At 36.8% G+C, this 18,103-nt stretch carries 15 protein-coding genes; 13 read left to right on the top strand and 2 right to left on the bottom strand.

The genetic code is table 11. The annotated features are described in order from the left end of the window. Window positions 1–196: 196 nt before the first annotated feature. Window positions 197–1,909 carry an Rqc2 family fibronectin-binding protein gene (locus ADJ83_RS22435; RefSeq protein ID WP_031534356.1) on the bottom strand — a complete coding sequence of 571 codons (1,713 nt, stop codon included), beginning with the start codon at window positions 1,907–1,909 and terminating at the stop codon, window positions 197–199. A gap of 332 nt (window positions 1,910–2,241) precedes the next feature. Here ADJ83_RS22435 and ADJ83_RS22430 point away from each other — a divergent pair, with 332 nt between their 5' ends. From ADJ83_RS22430 to priA, 8 genes are all read left to right on the top strand, one after another. After that, complete coding sequence (locus ADJ83_RS22430) at window positions 2,242–4,920, top strand: calcium-translocating P-type ATPase, SERCA-type (RefSeq protein ID WP_031534357.1); 2,679 nt, start codon at window positions 2,242–2,244, stop codon at window positions 4,918–4,920. Window positions 4,921–5,244: 324 nt separating this feature from the next. Beyond that, complete coding sequence (locus ADJ83_RS26390) at window positions 5,245–5,772, top strand: YicC/YloC family endoribonuclease (RefSeq protein ID WP_231512489.1); 528 nt, start codon at window positions 5,245–5,247, stop codon at window positions 5,770–5,772. 8 nt (window positions 5,773–5,780) lie between these two features. Continuing rightward, window positions 5,781–6,119 (top strand): DUF1732 domain-containing protein, encoded by a 339-nt coding sequence (locus ADJ83_RS26385; protein WP_231512490.1) that lies wholly within the window; start codon window positions 5,781–5,783, stop codon window positions 6,117–6,119. Between the two features lie 60 nt (window positions 6,120–6,179). Continuing rightward, window positions 6,180–6,443, top strand: a complete 264-nt coding sequence (gene remA / locus ADJ83_RS22420; protein ID WP_031534358.1) for an extracellular matrix/biofilm regulator RemA — start codon at window positions 6,180–6,182, stop codon at window positions 6,441–6,443. Between the two features lie 9 nt (window positions 6,444–6,452). Beyond that, window positions 6,453–7,067, top strand: a complete 615-nt coding sequence (gene gmk, locus ADJ83_RS22415; RefSeq protein ID WP_031534359.1) for a guanylate kinase — start codon at window positions 6,453–6,455, stop codon at window positions 7,065–7,067. Continuing rightward, the gene (gene rpoZ, locus ADJ83_RS22410; protein WP_031534362.1) at window positions 7,067–7,285 is read left to right on the top strand and encodes a DNA-directed RNA polymerase subunit omega; all 219 of its coding nucleotides are present in this window, start codon (window positions 7,067–7,069) and stop codon (window positions 7,283–7,285) included. Before gmk ends, rpoZ begins: the two co-directional genes overlap by 1 nt. A 314-nt stretch (window positions 7,286–7,599) precedes the next feature. Then, window positions 7,600–8,808 (top strand): bifunctional phosphopantothenoylcysteine decarboxylase/phosphopantothenate--cysteine ligase CoaBC, encoded by a 1,209-nt coding sequence (coaBC, locus tag ADJ83_RS22405; protein WP_031534364.1) that lies wholly within the window; start codon window positions 7,600–7,602, stop codon window positions 8,806–8,808. Continuing rightward, window positions 8,805–11,216, top strand: coding sequence for a primosomal protein N' (priA, locus tag ADJ83_RS22400; RefSeq protein WP_031534366.1), 2,412 nt, complete (start codon window positions 8,805–8,807; stop codon window positions 11,214–11,216). Before coaBC ends, priA begins: the two co-directional genes overlap by 4 nt. 109 nt (window positions 11,217–11,325) lie before the next feature. Here priA and ADJ83_RS22395 read toward each other — a convergent pair whose 3' ends face one another. Next, window positions 11,326–12,243, bottom strand: coding sequence for an ArsR/SmtB family transcription factor (locus ADJ83_RS22395; protein ID WP_031534368.1), 918 nt, complete (start codon window positions 12,241–12,243; stop codon window positions 11,326–11,328). Window positions 12,244–12,468: 225 nt separating this feature from the next. Here ADJ83_RS22395 and ADJ83_RS22390 point away from each other — a divergent pair, with 225 nt between their 5' ends. From ADJ83_RS22390 to ADJ83_RS22370, 5 genes are all read left to right on the top strand, one after another. Continuing rightward, complete coding sequence (locus ADJ83_RS22390) at window positions 12,469–13,737, top strand: extracellular solute-binding protein (protein ID WP_031534370.1); 1,269 nt, start codon at window positions 12,469–12,471, stop codon at window positions 13,735–13,737. 385 nt (window positions 13,738–14,122) lie between these two features. Beyond that, window positions 14,123–15,046 carry a sugar ABC transporter permease gene (locus tag ADJ83_RS22385; RefSeq protein WP_331280212.1) on the top strand — a complete coding sequence of 308 codons (924 nt, stop codon included), beginning with the start codon at window positions 14,123–14,125 and terminating at the stop codon, window positions 15,044–15,046. 16 nt (window positions 15,047–15,062) lie between these two features. After that, window positions 15,063–15,908: a carbohydrate ABC transporter permease gene (locus ADJ83_RS22380; protein WP_031534374.1), complete on the top strand. Its 846-nt coding sequence runs from the start codon at window positions 15,063–15,065 to the stop codon at window positions 15,906–15,908. Then, window positions 15,908–16,345, top strand: coding sequence for a hypothetical protein (locus ADJ83_RS22375; RefSeq protein ID WP_031534377.1), 438 nt, complete (start codon window positions 15,908–15,910; stop codon window positions 16,343–16,345). Before ADJ83_RS22380 ends, ADJ83_RS22375 begins: the two co-directional genes overlap by 1 nt. Next, window positions 16,345–18,087 (top strand): glycoside hydrolase family 2 protein, encoded by a 1,743-nt coding sequence (locus tag ADJ83_RS22370; RefSeq protein WP_031534378.1) that lies wholly within the window; start codon window positions 16,345–16,347, stop codon window positions 18,085–18,087. The genes ADJ83_RS22375 and ADJ83_RS22370 overlap by 1 nt, the downstream gene beginning before the upstream one ends. Window positions 18,088–18,103: the final 16 nt, after the last annotated feature.

The raw sequence follows: 18,103 nt of genomic DNA, 5'->3' as shown, positions 1-18,103 counted from the left end.
TAGTTGGTAAATGGTGTTCATAAGGTGGATGAAAACAAAAAAGAAGAGGAGGAGACACAAAACTGGTCTTCATCAAAGGCATGAGAGTCTCAAAAAGCCAACCCTTCAAGCTGAATTTTCCTTATGCATAAACTAAAACCAGTGTAACCAATAAAACAAATCGCGAGAGGCAGCATTGCCTCTCGCGATTTGCTTTTTATTTCGCTTTTAACCGAATCACAGTTTCCTCATCTGGGGTTACATAAACTGTTTGCTGATTATCATAGATAACAAAACCGGGTTTTGCGCCACTTGGCTTTTTCACATGACGGACTAGGGTATAATCCACTGGAACAGAACTTGATTGGCGAGCTTTACTGAAATAAGCGGCTAATTTGGCAGCTTGTAGAATTGTTTCCTCCGAAGGTTCCTTGCTCCGGATAACGACATGGGATCCAGGGATATCCTTCGTATGCAGCCAAATCTCATCCCTGGCAGCTACACGATTGGTTAAATAATCATTTTGTTTATTGTTTTTGCCAACGATAATCTCTGTTTGATCATCAGATAAATAATAATCTAGTACTGGCTTTACATTTTGTTGTTTTTTCGTTTGTTTTTTTTGCCTTTCTCTTAAGTATCCTTCTTCTACTAGCTCTTCACGAATTTCTTGAATATCCTTCGGTGAGGCAGCAAGAATTTGCTGGTATAATGTTTCAAAATACTCGTATTCTTGTTCTGCTAGTTGAATTTGTTCCTTAATAATGTCAATAGAGTTTTTCGCCTTTTGATATTTCGTAAAATATTTTTGCGCATTTTCAGAAGGAGATAGTCTTGGATTAAGGGGAATCTTAATCATTACCCCATCTTCTTCGTAGTAATTTAGAACTTCTACCTCTGACATGCCTTTTTTAACTGCATATAAATTTGCTGTTAAGAGTTCGCCAAGCAATTGATATTCCTCTGCGTTCTCTGCTTCCATTAATGAACGTTCTAGCTTTTTAATCTTTTTGCTATTTTTATCCCGTTCATTCACAATGAAACGCTCTAAATCATTGCTTTGTTGCTTTACTCGATCCCGTTCTGCTTTTCCGAAATAATATCGATCAAGCATTTTGCTTAAAGTAGGGAAAGCTTTAATTTCACCTTTCACATGCTCTATTGGCAGAAAGTAAAAATATTCTTTTTCGGGAGTATCCATAATAGAAGGAGCATAGCTGCCTTTTTTTATTGGATCCATTATAGCAAGAAAAGCCTTTGGCAGTGTATCGCGGTTCGCAAGGCCAGCATGATAGAAAATTTCTTTGGCAACTAAAGGGGAGAATCCAGCGAACTGCTGTACAAGCTGCTTGTCCAACTTTCCGCTATTAAAATCAATTGCTCTTAAAACATCTTCCTCTGTAGCTGTATAAGGATCTTGTTTTTCTTGTTTTGGTGGAGCCTTATACTCATAGCCAGGTAGTATGGCTCTATGGCTATTAACAGCATAGGAAATATGTTTAATGCTATCTAAAATCGTATTTTTGTCGCGATCGATCAAAATAATATTGCTGTGTCGTCCCATTATTTCAATCATCAGTTTTTTATAGGAAGTATCGCCAATTTCATTTCTTCCTCTAATCTCAAAAACAATGATTCGTTCATTGTCTATCTGATAAATGTCTTCTATAAAGTAACCTTCTAAATGCTTGCGTAAAAGCATGCAAAACATTGGTGGCTCTTTCGGATTTTCATATGTTTCCTCGGTAATTTGAACTCGTGCATAGCTCGGATGTGCAGATAAAAGCAACTTTTGATTTTTTCCATTTGCACGAACAGATAAAATAATTTCATTTGTAAAAGGCTGCTGAACTTTATTAATTCTACCTCCTAGTAACAGCTCTTTTAATTCCAGGGACATTGCTCTTGTAAATAAACCATCAAATGACATAACTAACAACCTCATTTATAATAATTTCCCTCTTTACTCTATCTTTAATTACAAAGAAATACAAGGATTTGGTAGCCTTAATGAAGAAAAATTAGCATCTTGTGATAAGAAAAAATGGCCAAAAAATTATTTTTAATTTTAAAACGAAATAAAAATCTAACCCTGATAGCATTTTTTCGGCCAAGCCTGAATATGATTTCCATAGAGTGGTGTTGGGACAACTATGTATGTTAGTTAGAATTGCTAACCTTTGTTCAGAACTACTACGTAATTATTTCGCAAAAGTGCTATTCGCGAACGGTGAATGAAAAAGGGGGAAGTGAGATGGCCGGATGAACTATCATGAAATGAACGAAAAAGAAGTAGAACAAACATTGAATACTGATTTTTCGGCTGGATTAACGGATGAAGAGGCGGAAAAGCGACGAAAGAATTTTGGATTTAATGAATTAGAGGAAGGAGAAAAGCAATCACTATTGCTTATTTTCTTCAGTCAATTTAAGGATTTTATGGTACTTGTTCTTTTAGCTGCTACGCTTGTTTCAGGTTTATTGGGTGAATATATTGATGCGATTGCCATTATTGCAATCATAATTCTCAATAGTTTTCTTGGATTTTTTCAAGAAATTCGTGCAGAGAAATCCTTGTCTGCTTTAAAGGAGTTATCACAGCCCCATGTTCATGCCCTTCGCAACGGGGAATGGATAAATATTTTATCAAAGGAATTAGTTCCTGGGGATGTCATTAAATTTGCTAGCGGGGACCGAATCGGTGCAGATGTAAGAATAATAGAATCAAGAAGTTTAGAGGTCGAAGAATCAGCGTTAACAGGTGAATCTGTACCTGTTCCTAAAATCGTATCAGCCATTAAGAATAATAATTTAGCGCTCGGTGATATGGAGAATATGGGCTTTATGGGTACGATGGTTTCGCGTGGAAGTGGTGTTGGTGTCGTAATCGGTACGGGAATGAAGACGGCGATGGGACAAATCGCAGACTTGCTGCAAAATGCAGATTCTGTGACAACCCCACTGCAAAGAAGATTAGAGCAGTTAGGGAAGATTCTCATTGTAACGGCCTTGCTATTAACAGTATTAGTTGTAGTAATTGGTGTACTTCAAGGACATGATTTATACACAATGGTTCTAGCAGGTGTATCCTTAGCAGTTGCTGCAATACCAGAAGGGCTACCGGCGATTGTTACAATTGCTTTATCTCTTGGTGTTCAGAAAATGATCCGAAAAAATGCAATTGTCCGTAAATTGCCTGCAGTAGAAACGCTGGGATGTGCTTCTGTAATCTGTTCAGACAAAACCGGTACATTAACGCAAAATAAAATGACGGTTACAAGAACATGGATTGGTGGCAAAACGTATACAGTAGATGGAACAGGATACGAACCACAAGGAAAATACTATGCAGATGAAAAATTAGTCGATCCTGCTAAAGATAAGGCGTTACAACAGCTTTTAACATTTGGAATGCTTTGTAATCATGCAGAGATACTGCAAAAAGACGGAGAATATGTTTTAAACGGTGATCCGACAGAAGGCGCTATACTAGTTGCTGGTATGAAGGCAGGATTTACGCGCTCTCAATTATTAAATCAATTTACGATAGTGAATGAATTTCCTTTTGATTCGACAAGAAAAATGATGAGTGTGATCGTAAAAGACCCATCTGGAAGACAGTTTGTCGTAACAAAAGGTGCGCCAGATGTGTTGATTGGTCAAAGTAAATCGATTCTTTTTGAAAATCGTTCCACTGTATTAGGAAGTGAGCAGAAGAAAGTAGTGCAGGAAGCGATTAACGGATTAGCTTCCCAAGCGCTTCGTACAATCGCTATTGGATATAAGGAAATATCTCCAAATACGATTATTTTGCACGAAAGAGAAGCGGAAAAGGATTTAATTTTTATCGGGCTCCAAGGCATTATTGACCCACCAAGACCAGAAGTAAAACAAGCTGTCAAAGAATGTAAAGAAGCTGGAATTAAGACAGTTATGATTACCGGAGACCATGTTATTACGGCAAAAGCGATTGCTAAGCAGCTTGGCATTGCCAATAACCGTTCCAAGGTAATGGAAGGAAAAGAGCTAACAGATTTAAGTTTACAAGAATTAGAGGATATTGTAGAAGATGTTGCTGTATTTGCTCGCGTTTCTCCAGAACATAAACTGAAGATTGTTCAAGCATTCCAAAATAGAGGACATGTCGTAGCTATGACTGGTGATGGAGTGAATGATGCTCCAGCAATCAAGAAGGCGGACATCGGTATTGCAATGGGAATTACAGGTACAGATGTAGCGAAGGAAGCATCCTCTTTAGTATTAATGGATGACAATTTTGCAAGCATTAAAGCAGCGATCGTAGAAGGTAGAAATATCTATGAAAATATTCGTAAATTTATCCGTTATTTACTAGCTTCAAATGTTGGGGAAATACTGGTTATGCTGTTTGCGATGTTATTAGCTCTACCTTTACCACTTGTACCAATCCAAATTCTATGGGTGAATTTAGTAACAGATGGATTGCCAGCAATGGCCTTAGGCTTGGATAGACCAGAAGACAATGTCATGAAAAGAGGTCCGCGAAGTCCGAATGAAGGTGTATTTTCAAGAGGGCTCGGCTGGAAGGTAATTTCAAGAGGATTTTTAATCGGGATTTCCACAATTTTAGCGTTTATGTTTGCCTATGATAATAATCCAGAAAATCTAGAATACGCCCAAACAGTGGCATTTATCACATTAGTCCTTGCTCAGTTAATACATGTTTTTGACTGCCGCAGTGAAAAATCAATTTTTTCAAGAAACCCATTTGGCAATATGTATCTTGTATGGGCCGTTATTTCATCCCTTGTACTTGCACTAGTCGTCATTTACGTACCATTCCTACAAGAAATCTTCCATACACTGCCAATAGCAATGAAAGATTGGCCAATGATCATCGGATTCGCTTCCGTACCAACTTTTTTACTCGCAGGATCATTTTTATTAAGTAAATCAAAATAAAATATGTTATAATCCAAAAGGTAGTAGAGACCACTCTATTACCTTTTATTTATTTAATGTGGTTTTTAATGCTGTTTTTTCTAAAATATTCGACGCTATGCAAGTATGATGAGAAATTATTAAAGAATAATAAAGCAGCCTGAATACACGGAGACACCACGGGGATTAGCGAGACAGGTGAGACCCCGGAAGAGAAGCTGAGGAGGCTCACCGCTCGCCCCACGGAAAGCGAAGTGTATTCAGGCTGCGGGTTAGTAGCGAAACTTTGCGGGAAAAGCATGAGCAACATTAATTCGCACATTTTAAGAAAACGGATGTGTTAGCATGATAAAAAGTATGACTGGATTTGGAAGAGCAACAAAACAATATCATCATTCAACACTTCACATTGAAATGAAATCGGTCAATCACAGGTTTAGCGATCAGATTATTCGGATGCCAAAGCAATTTCTATATTTGGAAGAACAAATAAAGAAAATTATTTCAAACTATATACATAGAGGTAGAGTAGAAGTATTTGTAAGCTTAGAAGATGAAGAGAAAAGGGGCCAAGAAATGATCGTCGATTGGCCATTGCTTGATCAATATTACCAATTACTTCATCAATTAAAAGACAAATATTCCATTGAAGAGCCTATCTCCCTACGAGATCTCTTAAATCAAGAAGAGTGTTTTCAGATAGTAGAACGGGAACTTGACATGGAAGAACTATCAGAAGTATTACTTACTACAGTTGAAGAAGCGGTTGTCCAGTTAAATAATATGCGAACAATAGAAGGATTAGAGTTATCCAAAGACTTAGAAAACAACCTGAAGCAAACAGAGACTTGGGTTGAAAATTACAGTCATTAGCTCCTGAAGTGATTTCACAATACCGGGAAAAGCTGAAAGCACGTCTAGAAAGCTATTTGCCGGAACCGATAGAGGAAGCAAGACTCGTTACAGAAGTGGCAATTTTTGCAGATAAAGCAGATATTAATGAGGAATTAGTTAGATTACATAGTCATATTAGACAGTTTTATCAAATTATGGAAGAAGAAAGCCCGATTGGAAGAAAGCTTGATTTCTTGTTGCAGGAAATGAACAGAGAAATCAATACGATAGGTTCTAAAGCTAATTCATCAGCAATTGGAGCAATTGTTGTCGAGGTGAAAAGCTGTTTGGAAAAAATGAAAGAACAAATCCAAAACATTGAATAAATAGGGTTTAGAATAAATCTTCCTAGTTAAAACTAAAAATAATAGGATTGGAGTAGGCAAATGTCCATTAAGTTAATTAATATTGGTTTTGGAAACATAGTTTCTGCAAATAGAATTATCTCTATTGTCAGTCCAGAATCTGCCCCCATTAAACGCATTATCCAAGATGCTAGGGATAGAGGATCATTAATAGATGCTACATATGGCAGAAGAACGAGAGCGGTTATCGTAATGGATAGCGATCATGTTGTTCTTTCAGCAGTTCAGCCAGAAACGGTTGCACATCGATTAAATGATCGTGATGAGATTATAGACGAAGGGTAGGAGAAAGATTTGGTAGAAAAGGGACTTTTAATCGTTTTGTCTGGACCTTCTGGTGTAGGGAAAGGAACAGTGAGAAAGGAAATATTCTCACAACAAAATACATCCTTTGAATATTCTATTTCCATGACAACTAGAGCTCCGCGCGCTGGTGAAGTAGATGGTGTAGATTATTTCTTTAAATCGAGAGAAGAATTTGAGGGCTTAATCGAACAAGGGAAATTACTAGAATATGCAGAATTTGTAGGAAATTACTACGGTACACCAGTTGATTACGTACGAGAAACAACATTAAAAGGGAAAGACGTCTTTTTAGAAATTGAGGTAGAAGGTGCAAAGCAGGTTCGTGAGAAGTTTCCTGACGGCTTATTTATCTTTTTAAGCCCGCCAAGCCTATCAGAGTTGAAGAATCGTATTGTGACAAGAGGTACAGAGTCAGAAGAGATTATTAACAACCGTATGAATGTGGCAAGAGAAGAAATTGAAATGATGCACTTATATGATTATGTCGTAGAAAATGATACAGTAGAGAATGCTTGTGAAAAAATTAAAGCAATCATTGTTGCTGAACATTGTCGCAGAGAAAGAGTAGAACCAAAATACAAGAAAATGCTGGAGGCTAAATAATGTTATATCCATCCATTGATAAATTAATGACAAAAATCGATTCTAAATATTCATTAGTATCTGTTGCTGCAAAGAGAGCAAGAAAGCTACAAACAAATGCGAGACCACAATTAGCAAAATATGTTTCTCATAAAAATGTAGGAAAAGCATTAGAAGAGATTAATAAAGATCAGCTAACTTACCGTGTAAATACTCCAAGTGGTTCAAGCGAGGAATAATTAAATTTTTTTGAAAAATATAGTACAAACTAAAAGGCTTAGGTAAAAGGAGCAATTCCATTTACTAAGTCTTTTTTCATGGACATAATGGTTATTTAATTATATGCTTAACAATAATAGAAGTAATGAAAGACTACATAATGGTGTTCCCATAAATGTTTAAATTCTAACTAAGCAGGTTGGTTTCCGATTTAAGATTTGGCGAAGCGGCTCGGCGCTCGTCCCAGTGAATCGTGCTGTCCCCACGGAATACAAATAAAACAATATTATTTATCATAAACTCTTAGAACAGAAAGAAAGGAAGGAAGCGCATAATGTTGAATGGAAAGAAGATTCTTCTTTGTGTTACGGGAGGAATTGCGGTTTATAAGGCATGTGCTTTAACAAGTAAATTAACGCAAAAGGGCGCGGATGTGAAGGTTATCATGTCGGAAGCGGCCATGGAATTTGTGAATCCTTTAACCTTTAAAGCACTTTCTAAAAACGAAGTATATACGGACACATTTGATGAAAAAGATCCGAAAGTGATTGCCCACATTGATTTGGCAGATTGGGCTGATTTGATTTTAGTCGCACCGGCAACAGCGAATGTGATAGGAAAAATAGCAAACGGCATTGCTGATAATATGATTACAACCACCTTGCTTGCAGCGACAAGTGATGTTTGGATTGCTCCTGCCATGAATGTTCATATGTATGATCACCCTGCAGTTATTAAAAACATTAATACGCTTCATGACTATGGGTATCGATTTATTAACCCGGGTGAAGGTTATTTAGCATGCGGGTATGTGGGGAAGGGAAGATTGGAAGAACCAGAAATGATTATTCAGCATATGGAGGATTATTTCTCTGGGAAGAAAAACATCCTTAGTGGTACAACCGTTCTCGTAACTGCTGGACCGACGCGAGAAAAAATTGATCCTGTTCGTTTTATTTCCAATCATTCATCTGGAAAAATGGGATATAGTATTGCAAAAAAGGCAATTGCATATGGGGCAAATGTTATTTTAGTATCCGGACCAACAAATCTTGCCCCACCAAAGGGTGCACAGGTAATTTCTGTGGAAAGTGCTGAAGAGATGTATAATGCGGTGATAAGCTATAGCGAGAAGTCTGACATTATCATTAAAACTGCAGCAGTTAGTGATTATAAGCCAACGGTAGTATATGATCATAAAGTGAAAAAGCAAAGCGGTCCAGAAACAATCGAATTTACACGGACTAAGGATATTTTGTCAGAACTTGGGTCGCGAAAAAATCAACAAATTCTGATTGGCTTTGCAGCAGAAACGCAAAATATGGCTGTGTATGCAATGGATAAATTAAAACGGAAAAATGCGGATATGATTGTTGCTAATAATGTAAATAGGCAGGATTCTGGCTTTGGAACAGATACAAATTTAGTAACAATGTATAAGAAAGATGGGACTTCCATCGAACTTCCCCTTCTTTCTAAAGATGAAGTAGCGGAAAAAATCTTGGAACAAGCGGTCTTGATGAAGGAAGCTGTTCAGAAATGACTGTAGCGAAAGTAATTGTCGATGTTCCGGCAAAACAAACGGACAGACCCTTTGATTATCTCATTCCAGAAGAACTGGAAGAGGTTATTCAACCAGGCATGCGAGTTATTGTTCCATTTGGTCCTAGAAAGGTTCAAGGATTTGTGGAAAGCTTGGAGGAAACGTCTAGTTTTAAATCACTTAAAAAGATAATCGAGCCGATGGACTTAGTACCTGTTTTAAATAAAGAGCTTTTATCCCTTGCTGATTGGTTGTCTCATTCTACCCTTTGCTATAAAATTTCTGCTTTTCAAGCGATGCTACCGCCGGCTTTAAAGGCTAAATATGAGCGCAAGGTAAAAAGGGTAATGGGAAAAGAACAAGACATGGCAGAAGGGGTAGCTGCTCTTTTTCGCAATATGGAAGAAGTAGTGTGGGAGGAAGCTCTAAAGAATGTATCTCTTTCTGCTCTGCAAAAGGAAGTGAAAAAAGGAACAATAGAAGTTTCCTACGAGGTTCAATCAAGAGGTCAAAAGAAAAAGGTAAAGCATATTTATCCTTTGGTAAAGAGAGAAGATTTAACCGATTACGAAGAATCGCTGAATAAAAACGCAAAAAAACAAAAAGAATTACTTGCGTTTTTTAGTGAGCATCCAGAACCAATTGAACAAAAACAGCTCTTAACGAAATTAAAGATTTCTACAGCTGCTATAAAAGGGCTAGTTGAAAAAGGTCTTCTCGGCGAAATAGATAAAGAAGTATATCGAGATCCTTATCAAGAGCGTGAGTTTGAAAGAACATATGCCTTGCCTTTAACAGATGATCAGGCGAAGGTTGTTGCACCGATCCATCAGGCGGTCAAAGAGGAGCGCCATGAAGTGTTTCTCTTATATGGTGTAACCGGTAGCGGGAAAACAGAAGTTTATTTGCAATCCATTGAAAAAGTATTGGCAAAGGGAGAGGAAGCGATTGTGCTTGTCCCTGAAATCGCCCTAACTCCCCAAATGGTTAACCGTTTTAAAGGGCGATTTGGTGAACTGGTTGCGGTTTTGCATAGTGGATTGTCAGTGGGAGAAAAGTATGATGAGTGGCGAAAAATTCAAAGAAACGAAGTGAAAGTTGTCGTAGGAGCTAGGTCCGCCATCTTTGCTCCATTTACGAATCTTGGCATTATCATTATTGATGAAGAGCATGAAATGACCTATAAGCAAGAGGAGAATCCACGTTACCATGCAAAGGACGTTGCCATCGAAAGAGGGAAAAAGCATGGTTGTTCGATTATTTTAGGTAGTGCAACTCCTTCTTTAGAAAGCTTTGCACGAGCCCAAAAAGGCGTATATACTTTACTATCCCTTCCTAATCGAATGAATAACCAATCCCTTCCTAATGTGGAAATTATTGATATGCGGGAAGAACTTCGAACCGGCAATCGCTCCATGTTTTCCGAAGTATTGCTAGATAAGCTGAAAGATCGCCTTGAAAAGAAAGAGCAAACAGTCTTATTTTTAAATAAGCGAGGGCATTCGTCCTTTGTCATGTGCCGTGACTGTGGGTATGTTGTTAAATGTCCGAATTGTGATATTAGCTTAACCTACCACCGTTTTCAAAATCAGATGAAGTGTCATTATTGTGGGTATGAAACATATACGCCTACCACTTGTCCAGAATGTAGCAGTGAGCATATTCGGTATTTTGGAACAGGAACGCAGAAGGTAGAAGAAGAGCTGGCGAAAATCCTGCCAGAAGCTAGAGTTATTCGGATGGATGTGGACACAACAAGTCGAAAGGGTGCTCATGAAAAGCTGCTACAAAAATTCCAAGATGGAGAGGCAGATATTCTATTAGGCACCCAAATGATTGCCAAAGGACTAGATTTCCCAAGAATTACGCTAGTTGGCGTACTATCAGCTGATACAATGCTTCATTTGCCAGATTTCCGCTCATCGGAGAAGACCTTTCAATTACTGACACAAGTAAGTGGAAGAGCAGGCAGACATGAATTAAAGGGAGAAGTTATTTTTCAAACATATACCCCTGAGCATTACAGTATTGAGCTTGCGAGCGAACAGGATTATGACCGTTTTTATGAAACGGAGATGATGATTCGCAGACAGCATGCCTATCCGCCATACTATTTTCTTACGATGATTACGATTAGTCATGAAGAGCTGATGAAAGTAGTCGGTGTCTCGGAGAAAATCACGCAGATCGTCAGAAATAGATTATCACCGCAAACGGTTATTTTAGGACCAGTCGCTTCACCAATCGCAAGGATAAAGAATAAATATCGTTATCAATGCCTAATAAAATATAAACAAGAACCAAACTTAGAGGAAGTTCTAAAGTCAATTTTAGATCATTATCAGACTGAAATAAGCACAAATGGATTGCAGATCTCGATTGATGTTAATCCGTTTATTTTGATGTAGTGATGACTGTTACAAACGATGCTACTGTTGGCTATTAACCTTCAACGTGAAAATGAAAATAAAAAGAAATGACAGAATGGAAACGGTCATTTCTTTTTATTTTGCTATATTAATTTTCCTTCTCCAAATAATATATCCCAATCTGTATATTTTGCTTATGGTTTCCAAAATGTTCCCCAAATAAAGTCATCCCACCAACTCTTTCTGAATCTTCTTTAACCGCAATTTTCAAAGTGAGAAAGGGGGAGTTCTCTAATTGTAAATCATTAATCGTGACACTAGAAAACGGCTCCCCATCAATACCTGTATCCATTTTATTTACCCTGATTGTTTTTAAAAGGCCGTACTGACTAAATTTATCATTCCACCATTTTGGCGTATAGCGACCTCTCACATCAGAAAAATTTCCAGGCACAGTGTAGGTGCCAATCTCCACGTTATTTAAGTAAAACGTTATATCACTTGGCCATACATTATTGGAAATCGGAAACTCAGATGCAAGCTCTAGACTGATTTCTACCATTTCTGGAATTTCATTTGGTCCTAGTAAATTTGGGATTTTGTACTCTACAAATCCTTTAGATAACCATAATAGCTGTGCATCTACTCTTTGGCTATCCATAAAAAATTTAGGATCATCCGCTTTCCCGATGATTTCTTTTTCTGTTGCAATTCCGCAAGTAGGCATAGCGGAAAAATCAGTATAATGACCAATTTTTAAATCTGTCTGGTGGAGTTGATATTCTTTAAATATTTTTCTTGGAAAATGAATTTCAATATTGTCTATCGCTAAATAGACTATTTTCTGCAGTCCTGATTTTCCCGGGGTTCTTTCCGATTTAACGATTCCTGCTTCTTCTAGCTTTTGAATATGACGGGTAACGATAGCGGCACTTATACCTAATTGTTTTGCTAAATCAGATATATTCATATTGTTTTTAGCAAGGATTTCAATAATCTCAATTCTTGTTTCGCTAGCAAGTGCTTGGTAAATATGAAAATAATCCTTTGAAATTTGTATTTGCATGGGGACCTCCTTTAACTATTTAGTTAAACAATAGCTTGTTTATTTATTATATCATTCGTAGTGTTTAACCGCAATAGAAAACACTTTAAATATTGACAAAATAGCATTGACAACGCTTTCTTGAGTTGTTAAATTAGTAATGTAAAAAGGTTTGAAAGATAAACTTTAACTTTTTAGTTAAAGAATTTAGATGAGTAATGAGTTAAATAAAAAGGAGGAATTATTGTGGGGGCAAAGAGTAAGCTTTGGAAGTATCTTGGGGTAATTGGGCTTTCAATTGGTATTTTAGCAGGCTGTGGAGATTCGGAAGCTAGTAGCAGTTCCAAAAACGAAATTACGTTTTGGAATCCATTCACAGGGCCTGACGGGAAAAACATGCAGGCAATGGTAAATGAATATAATAAGACGAATCCTGAATACAAAATTAAAAACGTTTCATTAAAAGAAACGGACATGTATACGAAGATTCCGACAATTGTAAACTCCAAAAAGAATATTCCAGATTTAACAATCGTCCATGCAGAACGAATTAAACAGTTTAAAGATAATGGCATGTTAACTGCTTATAATGATTTGCTCGCCGATTTTCCAGAAATTAAGGCAGACAATTATGTTGCGGAGGCTTGGAAGATTGGAGAACTAGATTCAGAGCGTTATAGTATTCCATTAGATATTCATACTTTCGGACTTTATTACAATAAAGATTTAGTGGATAAGTATTTACCGACAGCATTGGATGATAATATTGTAACATTTGATGAGATTAAACAAGTTGGTGAGCAAGCGCAAAAGGATAAAATCAGAGCACTAGGGGTAACATGGCTGAAGCCTAATTTCTTGTCACTATATGCACAAAATGGCGGTGAGCTAACAGAAGACGGCATTCAACCAACTTTAGTTAACCAAGCAGCGAAAGATACTTTTAATTTGTGGAGAGATTATGTGAAGGCTGGCTATACGACAAAGGATGGAGAAGATCCTACGCAAATGTTCTTAACTGGAAAAGTTGTTTTTCTACCAGAAGGAATTTGGATGCAAAACCAAATTAAAGAGTCAAAGATAAATTGGGGATTAACAAACGCTCCGCAATTATCAGATGACTTATCTAAAGCAGTGAACTGGTCTTCCTCACACCAATTTGTCATGTTTAAAGATGATTCTCGTAGCGAAGAAAAAGCAAAAGGTGTCGTTGAGTTTCTAGATTGGGTTCGTGATAATTCAATGGAATGGGCAAAATCCGGTCAAAACCCAGCAACGCTTTCTCTATTAGAAAATGAAGAATATAAAGCAATGCCACAATCATTCTTTTTAGCAACACCAGAACAACAAGCAACATTAAAAATATTTGACTACAAATACAATGGTTATGTTTCTGAATTGCTTGATTCGAAAGCGGGCGATGTTGTATTCTCCAAAACAGAAACGGACAAAGCATTAGAGGATATGGAAAAAGAAATATCTGCAAAGGTAGAAAAAGATAATTCGAATAATTGATTTTCGAATAAAAATGAAAGTGTTTACTTTTTGAGTTGGGATTTTAGGGGTTCTTAGATAATTGAAAACATGCAGGAAAAGGAAGGATAGCCAATCTTAAGCAGACTGAATACACGAAAGGCGCAACCGGGTAAAACGAGCGAGATACGTGGAAACATGACTAGTTATGCTCGCGATGACTAAAACCTTGCCAGCAAAAAGCGAAGTGTATTCAGCTGCAGCTAATATCAACAAAACGGCCCAATCTATTTAGAATAGTCAACAGCCTACATACAGAAATCAAAGTTGCTAGTAAGAAAATAAGTGCATTTAGACTATAAGTTTTAATTGTATAGGATCTACGAATCTTACTTTAATAAAAGCAAGAGGAAAGGAAGTAGGGTGTATGGAAACTGTTTCCACTACGAAATATGTGAATCAAATGAAAATGAAAAATACTAGGAATACCTCCTTTGCCCCATGGCTATTTTTAGCACCTCATTTGATTATTTTTGGAGTGTTTTTTCTGATTCCAATCTTTTTTGGAATTTATATCTCTTTTACAGAATGGGATTTGATTAGTTCCCCAACCTTTGTTGGATTGGATAATTATAAAGAACTATTACTTCAATCTGATTCCGTCTTTTATGAACAACTTCATAGTGGTTTGAAAAACACCTTTTTATTTGTTCTATTTACCGTCCCATTTTGTATTCTTGTACCTCTCTTTCTTGCAGCGGCATTGAATACAAAACCGACTCTGTGGAAAGTTTTTCAGTCTTTATTCTATCTACCATCATTATTCGCAATTTCTGCTGTCATTATCATTTGGGGACTTATGTTTAACGTAACGTATGGTCCAATTAATAATATATTTAATCTTGAAACAGTTTGGACTGGTACACAGCCGTTTGCATGGATTGCACTAGTAGTAGTAACGGTTTGGTGGACGATTGGTGGGAATATGATCATTTACCAAGCGGCACTGAATGGCATTCCGAAAGATTACTATGAAGCAGCAGACATTGATGGCGCTTCTTCTTTCCAGAAATTTATTAAAATCACCCTTCCAAGTATGAAAGGGCAAATTCTTTATACGGTTGTTATCACAACCATTGCCCAATTTAATGTCTATGGTCAGCCATTAATGTTAACTGGTGGTGGCCCAACAGACTCAACGAGAGTGTTATTAATGGATATTCAGCAAAATGCCTTTGGTTCAGGTCAATCGATTGCTGGAATCTCGTCTGCAATGGCTGTTATTCTTGGACTTTGCATAATGGTTGTTGCATCATTGCAATTCTTTTTCTTAAGAGAGAGAAAGAATTAATTAGAGGAGGAAGAGTATGAGTAGTAAAAGAACCAATCCACTACCGAAAATAATTGCTTTTGCCTTTTTGCTTGTCATGGCTGTGATTTGGATTATTCCTTTATTATTGGGAGTTGTAACCTCCTTTAAATCAGAAATAGAACTACAAACAGTGGGCTTTAAATTTTTACCGATTGAATGGGTACTTACAAATTACACAACATTATTAGTTGATAATACAAGTACACCATTGGTACGTTGGTTTACAAATTCAGTTGTTATTTCTGTATCACATACCATCTTAGTTTTAATTGTTGTTACATTATCTGCGTTCGCATTTAGCAGATTGGATTTTAGGGGTAAAAACGGTTTGTTTGCTTTTTTAATGGCAACGATGATGTTTCCAGGAGTAGTAAATCTTATTCCTCTTTATAAAATTATCGATGTCCTTGGATGGGTGAATTCACCGATTGCGATGATTGTTCCTGGAGCTGCTGGAGTATTTAATATCTTCCTAGTTAGACAGTTTATGAATAATATTCCCCTCGAATTTGATGAGGCTGCCCGTATGGATGGTGCAAATGATTTTCAAATTTTAGGAAAAGTAATATTGCCATTGGTAAAACCAGTACTTTTGGTTGTTGCCTTATTCTCCTTTACGGGATCATGGAACGACTTCTTATGGCCGTCCATTGTATTTAATGATATAGAAAAGATGCCAATTACACCAGGTCTACAATTATTGCAAGGAATGTATCAAGCACAACCGACTTTATTAATGGCAGGTGCATTGTTTGCGATTATTCCAACCTTTATTTTATATCTATTCGCACAAAAGTATTTCTTGGAATCTATGTCGTTATCTGCAGGGGTGAAAGGATAATGAATAGAAAGTTAGAAAGAAATTTAGTGAGAATTGTGGGTGTTTGGCAAATTGTTGATGGTCTCTTTACGATCTTGCTATATGGGACATTAAAAAAGGTAGAAGGTGCAAAGCTTGTAGAGGATTCTAAGTTCGCTTATATGAAAGCAATGGAATCGTATGTAGGAAGTATCTATATATTTATAGGGATGTTTGGTGCCTTGTTAATCGGTCTCGGGTTAATTAATTTAGTTTGTGCAAAAAAATATATGATAGATGATCAAGTCCATGTAAAGGTCGCAGTTTGGCTATTCGTATGTGGGGCACTATCTTATACGATCATGGATATTATAAGTCTAGTTTTATGTATGTCGGCGGGTATCTTAGTTTTAGCAAAAAATAAATCTATACGAAAAATAAATAGGACAAGAAATGAACAAGTTGGAGGTATAAATTAATGAATGAATGGCATCCAAATCCTCAATTCCACAGAGCGGAATGGGTTTCACTAGACGGAGAATGGAAATTTGCTTTTGATGATAAAAAAGTAGGGGAGAAGGAGAAGTGGTATGCATCTTTTCCAAAGAGCACAACCATAAATGTGCCGTTCACCTATGAAACGAAAGCAAGTGGGATTAATCAGCAAGAACATCACGAAACGGTTTGGTATGAAAGAACGATTACAATCGATGATATACAAAAGCATCCGATTGTCCATTTTGAAGGAGTAGATTATGAGGCGTTTATCTATGTAAATGGTCATCTCGTAACAATTCATCAAGGAGGTTACCATGGTTTTTCTGTAGATATAGCTAACTATGTGACAACTGGCGAGAATAAACTGACTGTTAAAGTCAAAGATTCAAAGGATTGTGCACAACCGAGAGGAAAACAACGCTGGCATGATGAAAATTTTGGCTGCTGGTATGTTCAAACAACGGGAATATGGAAACCGGTTTGGTTGGAGTATGTAAATGAAGCTCACTTAAACCATGCTAAAATTACACCATTATTTGATGAGCAAAAAGTAGCGATAGAAGTAGAAACAAAAGACATCCCGCTTACAGCAGAAGGATATAAAGTAGTAGCAACAATCCAATTTAATGGCAAAGTAATCAATGAATTAACGGCAAATATAGTTGATAATGTAGCAATACTTAAAGGAAGTGTTTTAGAAAGACTGGATCCATGGACAATGAAGGTGTGGAGTCCAGAAAATCCTAATCTATATGATTTGACTCTTAAATTGTACCATCAAGATGTATTACTGGATGAAGTCCAATCCTATTTTGGAATGCGTAAGATATCTATTGAAGGAAATAGAATCCTTCTGAATAATAGAGAGCTATATCAACGCTTAATTTTAGACCAAGGCTATTGGGAAGAATCGGATTTAACTCCACCAAGTGTTTCGGCTTTAGAAGAAGATATCGATAAAGTATTAGAATTGGGTTATAACGGAGTACGGAAGCACCAAAAAGTAGAGGACAGCAGATTTTTATATTTAGCGGATAAAAAAGGTCTTCTTGTCTGGTTAGAGGTTGGTTCAACGTATGGGTTTAGTGACAAAGCTGTTCGGAATTTCACCAATGAATGGTTAGAAATTGTAAAGCAAAATTACAACCATCCAAGTGTAATCACATGGGTTCCATTTAATGAATCATGGGGTATTGGTAATATCCATCATGACAGACAGCAACAAGCTTTTACAGAAAGTATCTATCATTTAACAAAAGCATATGATAGCAATCGTCCTGTAATCACAAATGACGGCTGGGAACATACTGTTTCCGATATTATCACATTGCATGACTATGAAGAATTTGGAGCGCTTCTTGCAAGTAGATATGAAGATAAAGAAAAATTAATGTCGAATTCCATCCAGTTTAATAAAGGTTTCTATGCCTTTGCAAAGAATTACCCATATAAAGGTCAGCCAATCCTTATTTCTGAATTTGGCGGAATTGCTTTTCAAACAGAGGAAGGCTGGGGATATGGGAATCAAGTGAAGGATGAAGAAGCGTTTTTTAAACGTTTTGAAGACATCCATCATGCAGTTCAGGATTTAGAATATGTATGTGGTTATTGTTATACACAACTAACAGATGTCCAACAAGAAGTAAATGGCTTGCTTACAATCGATAGAAAACCAAAAGTTTCTGTTGAGAGAGTAAGACAAGTAAATACTCGAAGATTATAATCATAGGAGTGTATAA

The organism is Bacillus sp. 522_BSPC (genome assembly GCF_001076885.1).
Taxonomy (GTDB): domain Bacteria; phylum Bacillota; class Bacilli; order Bacillales; family Cytobacillaceae; genus Niallia; species Niallia hominis.
This window is presented reverse-complemented; position numbering and strand designations above follow the sequence as displayed.

What these genes read in the sequence shown, in the direction of transcription:
- ADJ83_RS22435 (WP_031534356.1), bottom strand. Translation starts at nt 1,909, where the DNA reads ATGTCATTTGATGGTTTATTTACAAGAGCAATGTCCCTGGAATTAAAA.
- ADJ83_RS22430 (WP_031534357.1), top strand. Translation starts at nt 2,242, where the DNA reads ATGAACTATCATGAAATGAACGAAAAAGAAGTAGAACAAACATTGAAT.
- ADJ83_RS26390 (WP_231512489.1), top strand. Translation starts at nt 5,245, where the DNA reads ATGATAAAAAGTATGACTGGATTTGGAAGAGCAACAAAACAATATCAT.
- remA (WP_031534358.1), top strand. Translation starts at nt 6,180, where the DNA reads ATGTCCATTAAGTTAATTAATATTGGTTTTGGAAACATAGTTTCTGCA.
- rpoZ (WP_031534362.1), top strand. Translation starts at nt 7,067, where the DNA reads ATGTTATATCCATCCATTGATAAATTAATGACAAAAATCGATTCTAAA.
- coaBC (WP_031534364.1), top strand. Translation starts at nt 7,600, where the DNA reads ATGTTGAATGGAAAGAAGATTCTTCTTTGTGTTACGGGAGGAATTGCG.
- priA (WP_031534366.1), top strand. Translation starts at nt 8,805, where the DNA reads ATGACTGTAGCGAAAGTAATTGTCGATGTTCCGGCAAAACAAACGGAC.
- ADJ83_RS22395 (WP_031534368.1), bottom strand. Translation starts at nt 12,243, where the DNA reads ATGCAAATACAAATTTCAAAGGATTATTTTCATATTTACCAAGCACTT.
- ADJ83_RS22385 (WP_331280212.1), top strand. Translation starts at nt 14,123, where the DNA reads ATGGAAACTGTTTCCACTACGAAATATGTGAATCAAATGAAAATGAAA.
- ADJ83_RS22380 (WP_031534374.1), top strand. Translation starts at nt 15,063, where the DNA reads ATGAGTAGTAAAAGAACCAATCCACTACCGAAAATAATTGCTTTTGCC.
- ADJ83_RS22375 (WP_031534377.1), top strand. Translation starts at nt 15,908, where the DNA reads ATGAATAGAAAGTTAGAAAGAAATTTAGTGAGAATTGTGGGTGTTTGG.
- ADJ83_RS22370 (WP_031534378.1), top strand. Translation starts at nt 16,345, where the DNA reads ATGAATGAATGGCATCCAAATCCTCAATTCCACAGAGCGGAATGGGTT.